The organism is Clostridium sp. JN-1, assembly GCF_003718715.1.
Taxonomy (GTDB): Bacteria; Bacillota; Clostridia; order Clostridiales; family Clostridiaceae; genus Clostridium_AV.
In genome coordinates this window covers 2659827-2680816 of record NZ_CP033465.1, presented here as the reverse complement: position 1 = coordinate 2680816, position 20990 = coordinate 2659827, and the positions used below count along the sequence as shown (strand labels likewise).

Annotated in this window: 15 protein-coding genes and 1 riboswitch; of the genes, 14 read left to right on the top strand and 1 reads right to left on the bottom strand. The window is 30.8% G+C overall.

What is annotated here, in order from left to right:
- Positions 1–153 precede the first annotated feature (153 nt).
- The 12 genes from spoIIE (at position 154) to prfB (ending at position 16352) form a co-directional block, all read left to right on the top strand.
- On the top strand, positions 154–2535 hold the full coding sequence (gene spoIIE, locus EBB51_RS12850; RefSeq protein ID WP_123055072.1) for a stage II sporulation protein E: 2382 nt from the start codon (positions 154–156) through the stop codon (positions 2533–2535).
- Positions 2536–3257: 722 nt separating this feature from the next.
- Positions 3258–4667: a tRNA lysidine(34) synthetase TilS gene (tilS, locus tag EBB51_RS12845; protein WP_123054816.1), complete on the top strand. Its 1410-nt coding sequence runs from the start codon at positions 3258–3260 to the stop codon at positions 4665–4667.
- Positions 4648–5193 (top strand): hypoxanthine phosphoribosyltransferase, encoded by a 546-nt coding sequence (hpt, locus tag EBB51_RS12840; RefSeq protein WP_123054815.1) that lies wholly within the window; start codon positions 4648–4650, stop codon positions 5191–5193. Before tilS ends, hpt begins: the two co-directional genes overlap by 20 nt.
- An 81-nt stretch (positions 5194–5274) precedes the next feature.
- Positions 5275–7092 carry an ATP-dependent zinc metalloprotease FtsH gene (gene ftsH, locus EBB51_RS12835; protein WP_123054814.1) on the top strand — a complete coding sequence of 606 codons (1818 nt, stop codon included), beginning with the start codon at positions 5275–5277 and terminating at the stop codon, positions 7090–7092.
- A 220-nt stretch (positions 7093–7312) separates the two neighbouring features.
- Complete coding sequence (locus tag EBB51_RS12830; protein ID WP_123054813.1) at positions 7313–7711, top strand: thioesterase family protein; 399 nt, start codon at positions 7313–7315, stop codon at positions 7709–7711.
- 150 nt (positions 7712–7861) lie between these two features.
- A complete protein-coding gene (locus tag EBB51_RS12825; RefSeq protein ID WP_123054812.1) occupies positions 7862–8650 on the top strand; it encodes a type III pantothenate kinase in 789 nt (262 codons plus the stop codon).
- The gene (dusB, locus tag EBB51_RS12820; protein WP_123054811.1) at positions 8650–9630 is read left to right on the top strand and encodes a tRNA dihydrouridine synthase DusB; all 981 of its coding nucleotides are present in this window, start codon (positions 8650–8652) and stop codon (positions 9628–9630) included. The genes EBB51_RS12825 and dusB overlap by 1 nt, the downstream gene beginning before the upstream one ends.
- A gap of 236 nt (positions 9631–9866) precedes the next feature.
- Positions 9867–10346 (top strand): transcription elongation factor GreA, encoded by a 480-nt coding sequence (gene greA / locus EBB51_RS12815; RefSeq protein ID WP_123054810.1) that lies wholly within the window; start codon positions 9867–9869, stop codon positions 10344–10346.
- Positions 10347–10362: 16 nt separating this feature from the next.
- Complete coding sequence (lysS, locus tag EBB51_RS12810) at positions 10363–11871, top strand: lysine--tRNA ligase (RefSeq protein WP_123054809.1); 1509 nt, start codon at positions 10363–10365, stop codon at positions 11869–11871.
- Between the two features lie 174 nt (positions 11872–12045).
- Positions 12046–12573 carry a ribosome-associated translation inhibitor RaiA gene (raiA, locus tag EBB51_RS12805; protein WP_123054808.1) on the top strand — a complete coding sequence of 176 codons (528 nt, stop codon included), beginning with the start codon at positions 12046–12048 and terminating at the stop codon, positions 12571–12573.
- Between the two features lie 146 nt (positions 12574–12719).
- Complete coding sequence (gene secA, locus EBB51_RS12800) at positions 12720–15230, top strand: preprotein translocase subunit SecA (RefSeq protein ID WP_123054807.1); 2511 nt, start codon at positions 12720–12722, stop codon at positions 15228–15230.
- A 14-nt stretch (positions 15231–15244) separates the two neighbouring features.
- Positions 15245–16352 (top strand): peptide chain release factor 2 gene (gene prfB / locus EBB51_RS12795; RefSeq protein ID WP_123054806.1). Its coding sequence is split into 2 segments (ribosomal slippage): positions 15245–15310 and positions 15312–16352, totalling 1107 coding nucleotides; the frame shifts between segments, so codons are not numbered across the junction.
- A gap of 46 nt (positions 16353–16398) precedes the next feature.
- On the opposite strand, the gene EBB51_RS12790 is transcribed toward prfB, so the two are convergent.
- A complete protein-coding gene (locus EBB51_RS12790) occupies positions 16399–17733 on the bottom strand; it encodes a M28 family metallopeptidase (RefSeq protein ID WP_123054805.1) in 1335 nt (444 codons plus the stop codon).
- Positions 17734–17832: 99 nt separating this feature from the next.
- On the opposite strand from EBB51_RS12790, the gene EBB51_RS12785 reads away from it, so the two are divergent.
- Both EBB51_RS12785 and EBB51_RS12780 read left to right on the top strand, forming a co-directional pair.
- Entirely contained in the window at positions 17833–19992 is a 2160-nt protein-coding gene (locus tag EBB51_RS12785) for a Tex family protein (protein WP_123054804.1), read from the top strand.
- Positions 19993–20071: 79 nt separating this feature from the next.
- A riboswitch (FMN riboswitch) is annotated at positions 20072–20190 on the top strand.
- Positions 20191–20310: 120 nt separating this feature from the next.
- Positions 20311–20928, top strand: coding sequence for an ECF transporter S component (locus EBB51_RS12780; RefSeq protein WP_123054803.1), 618 nt, complete (start codon positions 20311–20313; stop codon positions 20926–20928).
- Positions 20929–20990 lie beyond the last annotated feature (62 nt).

The window sequence follows — 20990 nt, the reverse complement described above, 5'->3', positions numbered from 1 at the left end:
AAATTTCTGCTTGTATGTATCTAAACTAGACAATTATAAAAAACATAGAATTATATGTCCTAAAAAAAATAGGGTGAATTTCATGTTATGACATTTATTTCCAGAAAGCTTTGCTATAATAGAGGTAATAATTTTATAGGTAGGTGTTTAGCCATGCAATATGGAGTAGAGATTTTTCCATACCAAAGAAAAAAGAAAGCAAAAGAAAAACAAAAACAAAAGCTTATTAAGTTTCCACTTGTAAAAACGTCAATAGTATTTCTATCAGCACTTTTAGCAAGCAGAGTAGTTATGGTAAACCTCATGGCACCGTTTGGGTTAGCTTTTTTAATAGCAATTATAATATCAGAAGATAAAAAAGTATCATTATCAGCTGGAATTGGTACATTATTAGGATACATATCTACAATTAATAATGTAAAGGATTTACCTATGTATTTAATATCTGTACTTATACTTATGAGCTTTAAATATATATTAAATAATATGCATCAAAGGACTAAATTATTAATATTATTTTCCAGTATATTTGTAGAGTTCGTACTCTATAAAGTGTTTGTAGATAGAATAATATTAAGTATGTCACTTTTAACTTCATTTTTTGAAATTTGTTGTGTATTTCCAATATGTTTTATTATCAATTATTCTATAGGGTGTTTTAAACAACTTAGGACAAGACATTTATATACAAGTGAAGAGATAATAAGCATGTCCGTAGTTATGTCTTTAATTGTTGCAGGTACATGGGGAGTTGTTATAAAAGGTATTGCTGTAAGAAATGTTGTAGCATTAACTTTTGTACTTATACTCGGATATGTAAAAGGAAGTTCAGCTGGATCAGCAGTAGGTGTTGCAATGGGTACCATAATAGGCGTAACGTCAAGTAACATGATAATTTACGTTGGAGTGTATGGATTAGGTGGGCTTATTTCAGGTGTTTTTAGAGAAACTGGAAAATGGATGAGCGGTATTTCATATTTGGTCGCATTCTCCGTACTTAAGATGTATTCAAATATAGCAGTTGAATTTAAAATAATTGAAGTTGTCATAAGCTGCTGTATCTTTTTAGCTATACCTATGAGTGTTTTGAAGAAGATAGAAGTGGAGTTAGAATGGGAGAAAAAACAGGAGTATTTTAAAGAGAGTTATGCTGAAAGAATTAAGGGTATTTTAATGGTTAAGTTAGAAAGTTTTTCAGATATACTGCATAATGTAGCAGAAGTGCTTGAAAAACTTGTGGATAACGACAAACTCATTATGAAGGATAAAAGCAGTGCTATGATTGAAAACCTTGCAAGTAGGGTTTGCAGTGATTGCAGTATGAAATCGATGTGCTGGAGCAGAGAAAATTTTTATACCTACAATGCTTTGGGTGAACTAATACAAAATTTTCAAGATAATAAGAAAGATATGCCATATGAATTGGAGAGAAAATGTACCAGGAGATCTATCCTTTTAAAAGAAACTGAAAATATAGCTAATAATTATATAATAAGTGAGATGTGGAGAAGCAGATTAAGTGAGTGTAGGGAATTACTCGGCGGGCAAATAGATAATATGGCAGGCTCAGTATCTGAAATAGTAAAAGAGTTTGAAATGAATATAAGGTTCAATCCAGAAGTTGAAAATGACTTAAGGAGGATATTAAACAAGAACAAGATAAAGTATGTAGACATATTTTGTTATAATGATAAGAATGATAGACTGGTAATCAAAATATCTATGGATGCTTGTGGAGGAAAGCAATTATGTGCAAAGAAAGTATTACCTTTAGTAAATCAAGCAACAGATAAAATTATGTTCATAAATGGAGATGGATGTAATATAAATAAATCCTTAAAAACTTGTGACGTTACTTTTGAAGAAATGCCTAAGTTTTATGTATCAACTTATGTACGCAGGATGTGTAAAGATGGAGAAGAACTTAGTGGGGACAGCTATACATTTGGGAATTCAGCAGATGGTACGTATGTGAGCATGATAAGTGATGGAATGGGTTCAGGGCCTGAAGCTGGCCAGGAAAGTGGAGCTGTAGTAAATATAATACAAAAGTTTTTAAAACAAGGATTTGATAAGATTACAGCTATAAATACCGTAAATTCTATAATGAGTATTAAGTTTTCCGAAGATGAGAAATTTTCAACTATAGATTTAAGCAGTATAGATTTATATAGAGGAAAGGTAGACTTTATGAAGATAGGAGCAGCTGCAAGCTTTATAAAGAAAGGTCAAGATATTACTGTAGTTGATTCAAAAACTTTACCTATAGGAGTTCTGGACAAGCCTGATATTGATATGAGTAAAGAGAAGATTAAAAATGGAGATTTTATTATAATGGTGAGTGATGGAATTTTAGATCACGAAAATGAGTCAGTCGGAAATGTAGATTGGTTTGTAGATTTTTTAAAAGACAATAAATGTACTGAACCAAAAGAATTAAGTGAGGAGATCATGGATAAAGCTAAAGAACTAAGTAATGGAAAGGTAAAAGATGATATGACAGTTATTGTAGAAAAAGTGTACAATTTATATTGATTTGAATATTTTTCTGAGAGTACGGGAACCAGAGTACAGGAACCTAGAGGACAGAGGACAGTGAAGGAGGATTTTTCTCCGCTTCGCTTAAGAAAAATCTTTAATCAAATTTTTGATAACTCGTTTCACTAAAGTGAAACATTGTGTTAACTATTTTTGAAAATGTCCCTCGATATTAAAGATATTAATGTCAATAATAATTAGTATCTAGATTGATTATAACCTCAAATGTTTTTAAAACATTTGGGGTTAACTTAATAAGCCTAATACATGTGTTTTTTAGAAAATACATGTATTAGGTTTTATAGTTTATTTTTTAGATTAATGTTATACGTTCGTACTTGCCCTGTGCGCTTGCTTATTGTTATGAGGTGTATTTTAATACATTTTTAATTTATTTGGGACATAATCTCAAATGGTATACTAAGACATTATCACAAATGAATCAGAGAAAAACTAATTTGTTTTTTAGGTTTGTTTTGCTAATTGCAAAACATTACTAACTTATATAAATTTAAAGATTCTTTTGCGTTAGCAAAAAATCAACCTTCTCTGTCAATTGTCCTCTGTCCTCTGTCCTCTGTCCTCTGTTTTTTCTGTTCTCTCAAAAATATTGCATCGCATTTTTTTAACTTGCAAATTGCAGTAAAAGTATAGGTTATCATAAATATATTTATGATATAATATACTACAGACTATAAAAACAATCAGGAGTGTTAAAATTGATAGATAAAGTTTTTGATAATATAGTTAAGTACTCAATGTTTGATAAAGGGGATAAGGTAATAGCTGCTGTTTCTGGCGGACCAGATTCTATATGTCTTTTACATTGTTTGTATAAATTAAGAGAAAAGTTAGGTATAACTATCTATGCAGCACATTTGAATCACTGTCTGCGTGGAAGAGAAGCTGACATGGATGAGGAATATGTAAAAGGATTTTGTAATAAATTAAATATAGAATTTAGATCCAGAAAAGTTGATGTAAATAAGTTATCTAAAGATAAAAATATATCATGTGAAAGTGCAGGAAGGAAGGCTAGATATGACTTTTTCTATGAATTAAAAAAAGAGCTAAATGCTCAGAAGATAGCAATTGCACATAATGCAAATGATCAAGCTGAAACTATACTTATGAGAATAATGAGAGGAACAGGTCTTGATGGATTAGTTGGAATAAGGCCTGTTAGAGATAAGATATTTGTAAGACCACTTATAAATATAACTAGAAGCCAAATAGAGAACTATTGTATTTTGAATGATTTAAATCCTAGAATAGACAAGACAAATTTAGAAACCATTTATTCTAGAAATAAGATAAGGTTAGAATTAATACCATATATACAAAAGAATTTTAATGAGGATATAATAAAAACCTTAAATAGATTATCTGATACCATAAAGGTAGATAACGATTATTTAGATCTTACTTCTAAAGAAAAATTTAAAAAATATTGTGATATAAATGAAGAAAAGGTTATAATATCTAAAGGGGCATTTGTTGAACACAAGGCTATTGTAACTAGGATCATACGCCTTGCAATTTATAATTTGTGTGGTAATTTATATAACCTTGATAAATCACATATCTATCAGATACTAAGTATTCAAAGTACTTCTACGGGAAAAACTTTAAATTTACCAGGCAATATAAAAATTATAAACAACTATGGTGATATTTACATATATAAAGTAAGAAATGATACTGATAAAAAGGTCAATAGAGAATATAAACTTAGCATGGGAGTTAATGAGTTAAAAGAAGAAAATCTAATTGTAGAATTAAACTTAGTAAAAAATGAAGATATTGAAAATCTAAATAGCAGCGAACTAATTAAATACTTTAATTATGATAAAATAAGAGGTGAAATTGTATTAAGACATAAAAAAAATGGAGATAGATTTATTCCTCTAGGTATGAATGGAAGTAAAAAATTAAAGGATTTTTTCATTGATGAAAAGGTAATAAAAGATCAAAGAGAAAAAATTCCTATAATATGCTTTAACAATGAGATTTCATGGATTGTTGGTTATAGAATAAGCGAGGTATTTAAAGTAACTGAAAATACAAAAAATATTTTACAAATAAAGATTAAAGGGAGAGAACAAAAGAATGTATCAAATGAAGGATGATATAAAAGAAGTATTATTTACAGAAAAACAATTAAGAGAAAAAGAAAGAGAATTAGGTAAAAAAATAAGTGAGGATTATAGGGGAAAAGATTTAATTCTCGTTGGAATATTAAAAGGATCTGTTCCATTTATGGCAGATTTGTTAAAAGAAATTGATATTCCATGTACTATGGATTTTATGGCAGTTTCTAGTTATGGCAGCGCTAGTAAAACTTCAGGAGTAGTTAGAATTTTGAAGGATTTAGATTTTGAAATAGAAGGAAAGGATGTTTTGATTGTAGAAGATATAATAGATTCAGGAGTTACTTTATCATATTTAATTGATTACCTAAAAGGTAGAAAACCAGCAAGCATACAAATAGCTTGCCTTTTGAACAAACCTGATAGGAGAAAAAAAATACTTGATGTAAAGTATATTGGATTTAGAGTACCAGATTATTTCTTAGTTGGATATGGGCTGGATTACTCAGAAAAGTATAGGAACTTACCTTATATAGGAGTGCTAAAAGAGGAAGTTTACAAATAATTATTATTAATTCATTGTAAAGAAATATTCATTATGATACAATTTTTACAGTATAAAACTAGAAAGAGAGGGGGGCCTGTAATGAAAAAAATTTCAAGCGCAACGGCCTGGGTTATAGTATTTGTATTAGTAATTCTTGCAGCTACGATGCTTGTAAGAACTAATGAAAATGCAACAACCATAAATTTCGATCAATTTCAAAAAGATTGGTTAGGAAATAATGTAAAAAGTTTTCAGGTGAAAGAAGATAAAATGACTGTAGTAGGTACATTAAAAGATGGTACACAATACGAGACAGTAGTTCCTTCAGAAAGATTGTTCCAATTTATAGGGGAACATCCTAAGAATGGAGATGTTAAGGAAGTATATGATAAGCCTGCAACTATACCTATGTGGGTGCAGTACTTACCAACGGTGCTTTTAATACTTATACTTGTAGCCTTTTGGTTTATGTTCATGCAGCAATCACAAGGCGGTGGTGGAAACAGGAGTGTAATGAATTTCGGAAAGAGTCGGGCTAAGATGGCAGCACCAGAGAACAAGAAAAAGGTGACATTTGCTGATGTTGCTGGAGCCGACGAAGAAAAAGCTGAACTCGCAGAAATAGTTGATTTCTTGAAACAGCCAAAGAAGTATATTGAAATGGGTGCTAGAATTCCTAAAGGAGTTTTACTTGTTGGCCCACCAGGAACAGGTAAAACTTTGTTAGCAAAGGCTATAGCAGGTGAGGCTGGTGTACCATTCTTCAGTATATCAGGTTCAGATTTTGTTGAAATGTTTGTAGGTGTAGGTGCATCCAGGGTAAGAGATTTATTTGATCAAGCAAAGAAAAATTCACCATGTATAGTATTTATAGATGAAATAGATGCAGTTGGAAGACAAAGAGGTGCTGGACTTGGCGGCGGACATGATGAAAGAGAGCAAACGTTAAATCAACTCTTAGTAGAGATGGATGGATTTGGTGCAAATGAAGGTATTATAATGATAGCTGCAACAAATAGACCAGATATATTGGATCCAGCATTATTAAGACCTGGAAGATTCGATAGGCAGATACTAGTAGGAGCTCCAGATGTTAGAGGTAGAGAAGAGATTTTAAAAGTACATTCAAAAAACAAGCCGCTGGCTGAAGAAGTAAAATTAGATGTATTAGCTAAGAGAACACCAGGGTTTACAGGAGCTGACCTCGAGAATTTAATGAATGAATCAGCACTGCTAGCTGTTAGAAAAGAGAAACAGAAAATAGGTATGGATGAACTTGAAGAAGCTGTAACTAGGGTTATAGCAGGACCAGAAAAGAAGAGTAGGGTTATAGATGAAGAGGATAGAAGGATTACAGCATATCATGAAGCAGGGCATGCTGTAGTTATGAGGCTTCTTCCTACTGCAGATCCTGTTCATCAGATAAGTATAATTCCAAGAGGAATGGCAGGAGGATATACTATGCATCTTCCTGAAAAAGATAGTTCATATATGTCAAAGACTAAATTAGAAGATGAAATAGTAGGACTGCTTGGAGGAAGAGTTGCAGAAAAAGTTATTATAGGAGATATAAGTACGGGAGCAAAGAACGATATTGAAAGAGCAACTACTATAGCTAAAAAAATGGTTATGGATTATGGTATGAGTGATCTTGGACCTATAGCCTTTGGATCTGGACATGATGAAGTATTTTTAGGTAGAGATTTAGGAAAAGGAAGAAATTTCAGTGAGGAAGTTGCATTTGAAATAGATAGAGAAATAAAGAAACTTATAGACGATGGATATAAGAAAGCAGAAAAACTTCTTACTGAAAATGTATCTAAGCTTCATGCTGTTGCAAAAGCTCTTCTTGAAAAGGAAAAGCTTGAAGCTAATGAATTTGAAGAAGTATTTGTTAATGCTGATGCCAATGCATAAATAATTAAAAGTTTACATATGATGAGCTTAATTAGCCTGGGTTTTCTCAGGCTAATTTTCATTTGCAATATCTTTGTCAAAGTCAAGTTTTTGGCTAAGTAGGCAGCTTAAATGGTTAAAGGTTTATATTATAAAAACATATTAAAAGTTACATATTAATGATATAATTATTATATATTTTTACAATTGTAAAAAAATTTAAATGAAGTGAGATGATACAATGGAATTTAATTTAAAAGAAGGAATGACATCTGCTAAAGAGATGAAAGTTACAGAAAATGATCTTGCTAGCAAAATGGGCTCAGGTGTTTTAGATGTATTTGCGACACCGGCTATGATAGCTCTTATGGAGGAAACTTCGAGAAGTTGTGTTGATCTACATCTTCCATGTGGTTACACTACAGTTGGTATAGAACTTAATGTAAAACATTTAAAGTCTACCCCAATTGGAATGAAAGTAAGATGTGAAGCTATTTTAACTAAAGTAGATAATAAGGAATTGACCTTTAAAGTTGAAGTTTGGGATGAAAAAGATAAGGTAGGAGAAGGAAAACATTCAAGATACATAGTTAATAGCGACAGGTTTATGGAAAAAACTAATAATAAAAAGAATTTATAAGCTAACTTGACAAATAAAAATCAGCTGATAAAATTAAACTGATAAACTACAATAATGTATTGAGCAACTGTGGGGCAGCTTTAAGGGCTGCTCTTTAATTATGTATATAATAAAAATTTTATGTTTTATGTATAAAAGGTGGTGTATTTGGTGATTTTAGTTTTAGATGTAGGTAATACGAATATTGTTTTGGGAGTTTACAAGGATAAAAAACTTATTGCTGATTGGAGATTATCTACTGATTCAAAAAGGACTGCAGATGAATATGGCATTCAAGTTATACAATTATTTTCACATAACAAACTTCATATTTCTGATGTAGAAGGAGTCATAATATCATCGGTTGTTCCCAATATTATGTATTCACTTGAACATATGATAATAAAATACTTTGAGGTTAAGCCTATAGTAGTAGGCCCTGGAGTTAAAACTGGAATAAATATAAAATATGATAATCCAAAGGAAGTTGGAGCTGATAGAATAGTTAATGCTGTTGCAGTTCATGAGATTTATAAAAAACCTTCTATAATAATAGATTTTGGAACGGCTACTACTTTTTGCTCTCTTACTGAAAAAGGAAATTATCTTGGAGGAACTATTTGTCCTGGAATACAGATAGCTTCAGATGCATTGTTTGAAAGAGCTGCTAAATTGCCCAGAATAGAATTAGTAAAACCTGATAAAGTTATATGTAAAAATACTATATCAAGTATGCAAGCTGGGATTGTATACGGATATATTGGTCAAGTAGATTACATAGTTTGTAGAATGAAAAAAGAGATGATGGAATTAGGAGAAAAGCATCCACTTGTAGTTGCAACAGGCGGCCTCGCTAAACTAATCAATGAGGAATCTAGAAGTATTGATTTAATAGATCCAATTTTAACTCTTAAAGGACTAAGAATAATATATGAAAAAAATAGAGAACAGGGAATGTGATGAAAATAAAAAACTTAGAATTTAAAAACAATATTTTTTTAGCACCTATGGCAGGAGTTACGGATATACCTTTTAGAGAGCTGTGTAAGAAAATGGGTGCAGGATTAGTTTATTCCGAAATGATAAGTGCAAAAGCGCTAACTGAAAAAAATAAAAATACATATGACATGTTGAAAGTTTCACCACAAGAATCTCCAATTGCTGTACAGTTATTTGGAAGTGATCCATTTGTAATGGCTAAATGCTGTGAGTTATTTAATGATAATCCAGATGTATGTATTTTGGATATAAACATGGGATGTCCTGCACCTAAAATTGTTAAAAATGGAGAAGGATCTGCACTTATGAAAAATCCTGAACTAGCAGTTAAAATAGTTAAGGAAATGAAGAAAGCATCAAGTAAACCTGTAACTGCAAAGATCAGGAAAGGATTTGATTCAAATAATATTAATGCTGTTGAATTTGCAAAAATGCTCGAACAGGCAGGTGTAGATGCTATAGCAGTTCACGGCAGGACTAGGGAACAAATGTATGATGGAAAAGCTGACTTAGATATAATAAGTAAGGTTAAAAAAGCAGTATCAGTACCTGTTATAGGTAATGGGGATGTAATAGATGCTAAAAGTGCAAAACATTTGTTTGAAGCAACTAATTGCGATGCTATAATGATAGGACGGGGCGCTATGGGAAATCCATGGATATTTAGGGAAATAAGAGATGGATTAAATAATAGGGAAATTGTTTATCCAGACTTTAATGAAAAAATAGATGTTTGTATAAAACACTATGAAAATGCTATAAAATATAATGGTGAAGCTAAAGCTGTAAGGGAAATGAGAAAACATATTGCGTGGTATTTAAAAGGTTTTAAAGATAGCAAGAAAATTAAGGATAAAATTAACTCAGAAAAAAGTAGTTCAACTGTAATTAAGATATTAATGGAATATAAAAATTCACTCCAAGCTGATAAACAAAATTAATGTAATTTTTGATATTACAAGAGAATAGATTAATAATAAGATTAGACCTTAAAGTCACAATTTTACAATTAAGTGACTTTTGTAAAATTATTTAGTAAAATTTCAAAGATTGACATTAGAATAGAGCTGTTTTATAATTACTTAAATATAATCGTTTAGGTATGTTTAATTAAGTATATTTAATAAGCTATTTATAAGTTAGTACTTATATTAATTATTTAAAGGGGAGAATGGATATGAATCAGGCAAAGGAATATATGATGACTTATGAAGGTGTAAAAAAACTTGAAGGGGAATTAGAATATTTAAAGACAACTAAGAGGAAAGAAATAACTGAAAAGATTAAATCTGCCCTTTCTTTTGGGGATTTAAGTGAAAACTCTGAATATGATGAAGCCAAAAATGAACAAGCATTTGTAGAAGGAAAAATAATTCAGCTTGAAAAGATGTTAAAACATGCTAATGTAATAGATGAAAGTGAAGTCCCACTAGATGTTGTAACATTAGGTTCAAAAGTTAAGATTAAGGATTACGAATTTGATGAGGAAGTTGAATACACAATGGTTGGTTCTGCTGAAGCTGATCCTATGAATAATAAAATATCAAATGAATCACCAGTTGGCAAAGGTCTTATGGGCAAAAAAGTGGGAGATATAGTTGAAGTACAAGTTCCAGATGGAGTTAGTAAGTATAAAATACTTGACATAAGAAGATAAATGGAGGTTTTAAAGCATGTCAAAAGAAGAAAAGAACTTAAATAAGTTAGAGAAAAATTTTAATGCATTGATAAACGAGAGAAGAGAGAAGTTTTTCAATCTTCAAAAGGAAGGAAAAGATCCATTTAATGTATATAAAGTTGAGAGAACACATACATCTAAACAAATTAAAGATAATTATGACAACTTAGAGGGAAAAACTGTAACAGCTGCAGGCAGACTTATGTCTAAGAGAGTTCATGGTAAAGCTGGATTTTCAGATTTACACGATAGATATGGTAAAGTTCAACTTTACATAAGAATAGATGATGTAGGAGAAGCAAGGCTAAAAGAGTATAAGAGCTTTGATATAGGTGATATTTTATCAGTAACAGGAAGAGTATTTAAGACCAAAACAGGAGAAATTTCAATTCATATAACGGATTTTGAACTCATAGCTAAGTCTCTTAAACCACTGCCAGAAAAGTGGCACGGACTTAAGGATCCAGATTTAAGATATAGACAAAGATATGTTGATTTAATAACAAATCAAGATGTTAGAGATACATTTATGAAGAGAACAGCAATTATAAAATCAATAAGGGAATTCCTAGATCAAAAAGATTATATAGAAGTAGAAACTCCGATACTTTCACCTATAGCTGGTGGAGCTGCAGCAAAACCTTTTATTACTCACCATAATTCACTTGATATGGATATGTATCTTAGAATAGCTACTGAATTATATTTAAAAAGACTTATAGTAGGTGGTTTTGAAAGGGTATATGAAATTGGAAAATGTTTTAGAAATGAAGGAATGGATATAAGACATAATCCAGAGTATACATCTATTGAACTTTATGAAGCTTTTGCAGATTACAATGATATGATGGAGATTACGGAAAATATGGTTGCATATGTCTGTGAAAAGGTTCTTGGAACAACTAAAGTTGTTTATGAAGATACAGAAATAGATTTTAAACCGCCATGGAAGAGAATTACAATGGTTGATTCGGTTAAGGAATTTGGAAATGTCGATTTTGATCAGGTTAAAGATGATGAAGAAGCTAGACAAATTGCAAAGGAAAAGCATCTTGAGTTAAAAAAAGAGTTAAAAGATTGTTCAAAAGGCGATATATTAAATGCTATGTTTGAAGAATTCTGTGAAGATAAATTTATTCAACCTACATTTGTAATGGATTATCCTGTTGAAATTTCACCTTTAACTAAAAAGAAAAGGGGAAATGATAAGTATACTGAGAGGTTTGAAGGATTTGTATTTGGTAGGGAAATATGTAATGCATACTCCGAACTAAATGATCCTATAGTACAAAGAGAAAGATTTGAACAGCAGTTAAAAGAGAGAGAATTAGGTGATGATGAGGCGTATATGATGGATGAAGATTTCCTAAATGCGCTTGAAATTGGTATGCCTCCAACAGGCGGACTTGGTATGGGAATAGATAGATTAGTTATGTTTTTAACTAATGCATCTTCAATAAGAGACGTTATATTGTTCCCTACGATGAAGCCAACTCAACAATAATTGAGCTATGTTACATAAAAGGCTCTATTTAAATATAATTTGTAGAATATCTGTTAATTAATATAAATTTCCTTGTAATTTGCAGTTAACAGTATTAAAATATAATTAATAAAAATAAAAAAACTAAATAATTAAAAAATACTGACATATAAAATTTTGAAAGGGGCTGGAAATATGAGAATATTTGTAACTGGTAAAAATATTGAGGTAACTAATGCATTGAGGAATGTAGTGGAAAAGAAATTATCGAAGTTAGATAAATATTTCAACCCTGAAGTAAAAGCTAATGTTACATTAAGTGTACAGAAAAATTCGCAGATAGTAGAAGTCACAATTCCTTTTAATGGTGTAATATTAAGGGGAGAAGAAAAAAATAGTGATATGTATGCATCTATAGACTTAGTTGTGGATAAGTTAGAAGGGCAGATAAGAAAACAAAAAACTAAACTTCAGAGAAGAAATCATGGAAATTCTTTAAGATTTCAATCCATACCTGATGTAGATAAAGATGCAAATGAAGAACCAAAGATAGTCAGAACTAAAAAATTTGCAATAAAGCCAATGTCAGCAGAGGAAGCTGTATTGCAAATGGAACTTTTAGGTCACAACTTTTTCGTATTTGAAAGTGCAGAAGATGAAGAGGTTAATGTAGTTTATAAAAGAAAAGATGGAAACTACGGCTTAATTGAACCTGAATTTTAAAGTAAAGAGAGAAGCTAAAGCTCCTCTCTTTTTATTCTGATGCATAATTTAGGTTATGTTAGCTCAAGTTGAATACACAATAATTAGATGATATAATCTATAAAGTATATACTTATTAAAAATTTAATTTGGTGAGGATGAAAAGGATGAACATTTTTCAAAAGATATTTGGTACATATAGTGAAAAAGAAGTAAAGAGGATAGTACCTATTGTAAATAAAATAGATTCTTTAGATTCTAAAATGCAAGCTTTAACTGATGAACAACTTAGATCTAAAACAGATGAGTTTAAAGAAAGATTATCAAAAGGTGAAACATTAAATTCAATCTTAAGTGAAGCTTTTGCAGTAGTTAGAGAGGTAGCTTCGAGAACTGTTAAGTTAAAACCATTTAAAGAGCAGCTTATGGGTGGAATAGTACTTCATCAAGGAAGAATATCAGAAATGAAAACTGGTGAAGGAAAAACATTAGTTGCAACACTTCCAGCATATTTAAATGCTCTTACAGGAAAAGGAGTTCACATAGTTACAGTAAATGACTATCTTGCTAAAAGAGATAGAGATACAATGGCACCTATATATGAAGCATTGGGATTAAAAGTAGGGGTTATACTTCATGATTTAGATCAAAGTCAAAGGCAAGCAGCATATAATTGCGATATAACTTATGGAACTAATAGTGAATTTGGATTTGATTACCTTAGAGATAACATGGTTATATATAAAGAGGAGAGAGTTCAAAGAGGACTTAATTTTGCTATCGTGGATGAGGTTGACTCAATACTTATAGATGAAGCTAGAACACCTCTTATAATTTCTGGTGAAGGCGAAAAGTCTACAGAATTTTATAAAGTGGCAGATTATTTTACAAAAACACTGACTAAAGAGGATGATTTTACAGTAGATGAAAAAGCTAATGCTGTAATGCTTACAGATGTTGGTGTTGAAAAGGCAGAGAAATTTTTTAAACTTGATAACTATGCTGATGCTCAAAATATGGAATTGCAGCACCATGTAGTTCAGGCATTAAAAGCTAATTATATAATGAAGAGAGATAAAGACTACATGGTAAAAAACGGTGAAGTTCTAATAGTAGACGAATTCACTGGAAGAATGATGGAAGGTAGAAGATATAGTGATGGTCTTCATCAAGCTATAGAAGCAAAAGAGGGGGTTAAAGTAGAAAAAGAATCCAAGACTCTTGCAACTATTACGTATCAAAATTACTTTAGAATGTTTAATAAACTTTCAGGTATGACAGGTACTGCCTTAACAGAAGAAAATGAGTTTAGAGAAATATACGGATTAGATGTAATTGTAATTCCTACTCATGAACCTGTAATAAGAAAAGATCTTCCAGATGTAGTATATAAAACAGCAAAAGGTAAGTTTAATGCTATAGTTCAGGATATAGTTGAAACTCATAAGAAAGGTCAGCCAATACTAGTTGGTACTGTAAGTATAGAAAAATCTGAGCTGCTTTCTGATATGCTAAAGGGAAAGGGAATTAACCATCAGGTATTAAATGCTAAATTCCATGAAAAAGAAGCAGAGATAATATCCCATGCTGGTGAATTTGGTATGGTTACTATTGCCACAAATATGGCAGGACGTGGTACTGATATTAAACTTGGTGAAGATGTTGTGGCTGTTGGAGGCCTAAAAATTATAGGTACTGAAAGACATGAATCAAGAAGAATTGATAATCAGTTAAGAGGACGTTCAGGTCGTCAAGGTGATCCTGGTACATCAAGATTTTACGTTTCACTTGAAGATGATCTTATGAGAATATTTGGTTCTGATAAGCTTAAAGACATAGTTGAAAAATTAGGTCTTGGTGATGATGAAGCTATAGAAAGTAAAATGGTAAGCGGTGCAATAGAAAATGCACAAAAGAAGGTTGAAGGAAATAACTTTGATATAAGAAAAACAGTAGTACAATATGATGATGTAATAAATAAGCAAAGAGAAATAATATATAAACAGAGATCAGAAGTTTTAGAGGGTATAGAATTAAAAGATCAAATGAAAGAAATGCTTAAAGATTTGGTTTCTGATATAGTTGATTCACATATATCTGAAGTAGAAGATGAATTTGAAGATGAAATAAAAGATTTAGTAAAGTATATGGAAGAAGTATTTGTTGAAAAAGACAGTGTTTCAGCAGAAGAGATTATGAATTTATCAAATGAAGAAATAAAAGAAAAGTATATAGAAATTGGTCAAAAGATATATGAACAAAAAGAAGAAGAGTTTACACCTGAACAAATGAGGGAAATAGAGAGGGTTATCCTTTTAAGAGTTGTTGATACAAGATGGATGGATCACATAGATGATATGGAACATCTAAAGAGATCAATAGGTCTTACAGCATATAAACAGCAGGATCCAACACAAGCTTATCAGTTTGAAGGCAGCCAAATGTTTGATGAAATGATATACAATATAAAGCTTGATACTATAAAGTATCTATTACATGTTCAAATGCAAAAAGTACCTGAAAGAGAAAGAGTAGTTAAGGAAACTTACACTAACCAAAATGGAGATGCTGCTGTAAAAAAACAGCCCATAAGGAAGAAGAAGACAGTAGGTAGAAATGATCCTTGTCCATGTGGAAGTGGAAAGAAATATAAAAATTGCTGTGGAAGGTTTGAGTAAGGAGTGTGTTATATATGGTAATACAATTAGAAGAAATTTTAAACACACTAACAGGTATGAACCAAAATATGAATGAAATAAGGGATTCACTTTGACATAGAATCACTTAAAGTTAGGATAGAAGAGCTTCAAGAAAGAATGCAGGAACCAAACTTTTGGCAAGATGCAAATAAAGCTCAAAAAGTGTCTTCTGAAGAAAAGTCTTTGGAAGGAAGAATTGAAAGATATAAATCCTTAAACGATAGGATACAAGATGCAAAAATTTTAACAGAAATGGCTTTGGAAGAAGAAGATATATCAGCTGAAAAGGAAATATTAAAAGAAGTTAATGATATAAAGTCTGAAATTGAACAATTCCAGGTTGAAATTCTTCTTTCGGGTAAATACGACAAGAATAATGCAATTATGAATTTACATGTTGGTGTAGGTGGAACGGATGCACAAGATTGGACTGAAATGCTGCTTAGAATGTACACAAGATGGCTGGAGAAAAAGGGATTTAAGATAGAAATTATAGATAGTTTACCGGCAGAAGATGCTGGAATTAAAAGTGTTACTTTAAGAGCAATTGGAGAATTTGCATATGGATATTTAAAATCTGAAAAGGGAATACACAGATTGGTCAGAATATCACCATTTAATGCAAATGGGAAAAGACAAACTTCTTTTGCATCGGTAGAAGTACTTCCGGAGCTTACAAGTAATCAGGATATATCTATAAGACCTGAGGATATAAAAGTAGATACTTACAGGTCAAGTGGTGCAGGCGGACAGCATGTTAACAAAACAGAGTCGGCAATTAGAATAACTCACTTACCTACGGGAATAATAGTACAGTGTCAAAATGAAAGAAGCCAGCATCATAATAAAGAACAGGCACTTAGAATGCTTAAGGCAAAGCTAGTAGAATTAAAGGAAAGGCTTCATAAAGAGAAGATAGAAGACTTAGCTGGAGAACTCAAAGACATGGGATGGGGCAGTCAGATAAGATCCTATGTATTTCATCCATATACTTTGGTAAAAGATCATAGAACAGGTATGGAAACAAGTAATATAAATGCAGTTATGGATGGAGAAATTGATGATTTTATAAATGCATATTTAAAACAAGATGCAAAATAAAATACACAGTATTTATTAAATATAGAGCTTAATTTAAGCTCTATATTTAATTTACTTTAATTAGAATTTTGGAAAATAAGAAAGTACTTACTATAGAAATATAAAATATTTGTTTATAATATAAAATGAAAAGATTATCTGAAAATGCATAGTGTACTACTTCATTATTTATTATGTTAAAACATCTATTAATTGAATTTTTATCTATAAAACTTGACTTATCGTAAATAGTATGAATTTTTGAAGTATCACAATCACTTAAGGTTACAGCATCTATATTCTTTTTTCTAAAGAACTCATGGTCACTAGCGTCTTCAAATAAATAATCAAAATTTATCTTATTATTTGAGCATATAGATGAAACTTCATGTATAAAGCTAGTTTTAGCAGAATCACTTTTAGCACCCATTATGTATATTGGATTGGAATATGAGCCGCCTATCATGTCAAAGTTGAATACTTTGCTGCCTTTTATATTGTTAAAGTACTTTTCAACGAATGCCTTTGAGCCAAGGCACCCAAACTCTTCCGCATTAAAGCCAACAAATATTATATCTCTATCAGGTTTCCCTAGGGAATTAATATATCTACTCATTTCCAATATAAATGAAATACCAGAAGCATTGTCAAGTGCACCATTATATACATTACCAGCTAAATCAGTTCCAACATGATCAAAATGAGCTGATAATATAATTGGTGGTTTATCTTTATTTTTACCCTCTATGATGCCAATTACATTATTTAAGGAAGTTTGCTTTGATTCAAGGGGAATGTAGCAGTTTACATTAAAGTTATTATCTATATAACTTCTTATTTCTTTTAATGTGTTTTGTGTGACCATTACATACATGCTAATTGGATTACTGTTAATAAAAGAGCTCCTAAATATTAGCTTATTATCATTTGGCACATAAAATAGAAAGTAATTATTGTCTTTATATACATGTAAATAAGAATTTAATATACTGTAGGCACTTTTCTTATTGAAGGATACTTTGTTTTCTTTAAAATTCACTAGATCTTCCTTGAAATCTACTGCATATTTATAATCTTTAACTATAAATCCATTTTTATCTGTAATCCTTAAATAAGGTTTCTCATCTAATCTGTGCGGATATACAGTATTAAATGATTGAAAGTAACTGCCATTATAAGGACTTAAGTTATACTTTTCAAAATGATTTCTTATATAAAGGGCAGCCTCATCATTTTCAAGAGTTCCACTTAGTCTTCCTTTGAATTTGTCACTTGATAGATAGTCTATATTTTGTTTTACTAAATTAGGATCAAATGAACTTATTGAAAAGTAAAACCCAAAACTTAAATTAAGTAATAAGCTGGATAAAATCGTAAAAAATAAAGTTATATTCTTTTTCATATCTAAAGTTTCCTTTTTATAATTTATTGGATTATACTTTAATATATATTAGATTTGAAAAGTTTATATAACTTTGTAAAGAAATTTTAGGAGGTAAAAATGAACAACATAATTGATAGGTTATCAGAAGAATTTAAACTCAATAAAAAATACATAAGTAATATAGTACAACTTTTAGATGATGGAAATACAGTTCCGTTTATTGCAAGATATAGAAAGGAAATGACGGGTTCAATAAGTGATGTAGTATTAAGAAACTTATTTGAAAGACTTACTTATTTAAGAAACTTAGAAAGTAGAAAAGAAGATATTATAAGGTTAATAGATGAACAGGGAAAGTTAACCGAAGATTTAAAAAAGAATATAATAAAATGTGATACTTTAACGGAAGTTGAAGATATATATAGACCATATAAACCTAAAAAGAGAACAAGAGCAGCTATTGCAGAAGAAAAAGGATTAAAGCCTTTAGCTCACGCAGTATGGAGTGGAGATTTTAAAGAGGATATAAAAGAATATGCTTATAAATTTATAAATGAAGAAAAAGGAGTAAGTTCTGTAGAAGATGCTCTTCATGGTTCTATGGATATAATAAGTGAGAAGATATCTGATAATGCTGAATACAGAAAGTGGATAAGAAGATATGTAAATCAAAATGGAGTAGTTGAAACTAAAGGTGAAAGTAAGGAATCTACAACTTATGAAATTTATTATGATTATAAGGAAGCAGTAAAAAGTATTCCGCCGCACAGAATTTTAGCTATAAACAGAGGAGAAAAAGAAAAGGTTTTATCTGTGAAAATAACATGCAATTTAGAAAGCATAGTGGATTATTTAAAATCAAAGTGCATGAAGAATAATAGTATTACAGATTATTATATAGAGGAAAGTATAAAAGATTCACTAAAGAGGCTTATATACCCATCTATAGAAAGGGAAATAAGATCAGAACTTACAGGTAAAGGTGAAGAAGGAGCTATAAATATATTTAATGCAAATTTAAAAGCTCTTTTAATGCAGCCTCCTATTAGAAATAAAAATGTACTTGGATATGATCCTGGATTTAGAACAGGGTGTAAGATAGCTGTACTTGATGATACAGGTAAGCTTTTAGATACTGCTGCCGTATATGCAACTGCACCACAAAATGATATTGAAGGTTCTATAAAAACTTTAAAGAAACTCATATATAAATATGATGTGGACGTTATTTCTCTTGGAAATGGTACGGCAAGTAGAGAATCAGAAGAAGTTATTATGAAACTCATTGAGCAAGTTAAACAAGAAAAAGGCAAAGATTTATATTATGTTATAGTATCTGAGGCTGGAGCATCTGTATACTCGGCATCAGAACTTGCAACAGCTGAATATCCTGATATAAATGTATCTTTAAGGGGTGCAATATCAATAGCTAGGAGGCTGCAAGATCCCTTATCTGAGCTTGTTAAAATAGATCCTAAATCCATAGGGGTTGGACAATACCAGCATGATGTATCTCAGAAAAAGTTAGATGAATCACTTAAGGGTGTTGTTGAGGATTGTGTCAATAGTGTAGGAATTGACTTAAATATAGCAACGCCAGCATTATTATCTTATGTTTCAGGCATAAATACATCTATAGCAAAGAATATAGCAGCTTATAGAGAGGAAAATGGAAAATTTAAAAGTAGAAAAGAACTTTTAAAAGTAAAGAGATTAGGACAAAAGGCATTTGAACAATGTGCAGGTTTTTTAAGGGTTATGGAAAGTGAAGAGCCGCTTGATAATACTGCAGTGCACCCAGAATCCTATAAAGTAACCAATAAGTTATTGAATATATTAAATTATAGTATAGATGATTTAAAAAATAACAACTTGGAAGATATAGATGATAGGGTTAAGGATAAAGGATTTGAATACTTATCAAAAGAGCTCGATACAGGTATACCTACTCTTCAGGACATAATAAAAGAGATAAAAAAACCTGGAAGAGATCCTAGAGATGAAATGCCAAAGCCAATATTAAAGAATGGAATTATTGACATAAATCAATTGAAGCCTGGTATGTCGCTTATGGGTACGGTGAGAAATGTTGCAGACTTTGGTGCATTTGTAGATATAGGTGTTCATCAAGATGGATTAGTTCATATAAGTCAGCTGTCAGATAAATTTGTAAAACATCCACTTGATGTAGTTAAAGTTGGCGACGTAGTTAAAGTAAGTATATTGGAAGTTGATACTAAAAGAAATAGAATATCACTTAGTATGAAAAACCAATAAATTATTATTATTTGGATGATTATGTGTATTGAATTTTAAATAAGATTGCACTATAATAAAATTGTAAAAGTTAATAGTTTTTGATCTTCAGGGCGGGGTGAAAGTCCCCACCGGCGGTAAAGCCCGCGAGCCTTAACAAAGGTATGATTTGGTGAAATCCCAAAGCCGACAGTAAAGTCTGGATGGAAGAAGGTAAGAGTATATGTTTATTTGCCCTGGCTTAGTTTAAAGTCAGGGCTTTATTTATACTATAACCTTCTAATGATTGTTAGCTTTTTAGTTACTTTAAAAATTAAATTATTTATTGGAGGGTGTAAAATGAGAAAGGATAATTTAAACAGGCTTGTAAAAATATCTTTATTAAGTGTAATTGGATTTGTATTAATGTTTATAGAGGTTTCTATACCGCTTTTTCCATCATTCTTACAGATGGATATAAGTGACTTACCTGCTTTAATTGGTTCGTTTGCACTTGGACCTACAGCTGGAATAGCTATAGAATTAGTTAAAAATATACTGCATGGTGTATTTGATGGCAAAACAGCTTTTATTGGGGAACTTGCAAATTTTTTGGTCGGATCGGTTTTTGTATTTACAGCGGGGTATATATATGAGAAGAAAAAAAGTAAAAAGACAGCTGTATATGGATTAATAATAGGTGCTTTATTTATGACTGCTGCAGCAAGCGTACTTAATTATATTTTATTTTTACCTCTATATGAGAAGGTGTTGAATTTTCCTATGAGTGCAGTAATTGGAATGGCAAATAAGGTAAATCCTAATGTAACGGACTTGAACGGTGTTATAGTATGGGCAATAGCTCCATTTAATATGATAAAAGGAGTAATACTATTAGTACTTACAATGGCAGTTTATAAGAGCGTATCTCCTATATTGCATGATGAAGGAAAAAAGGAATTGCTCAAAAGCAATTAGGTTATAAAAACAGAGGACATAGGACAGAGGACAAAATCAGAGGACAGAGGACATAGGGACAG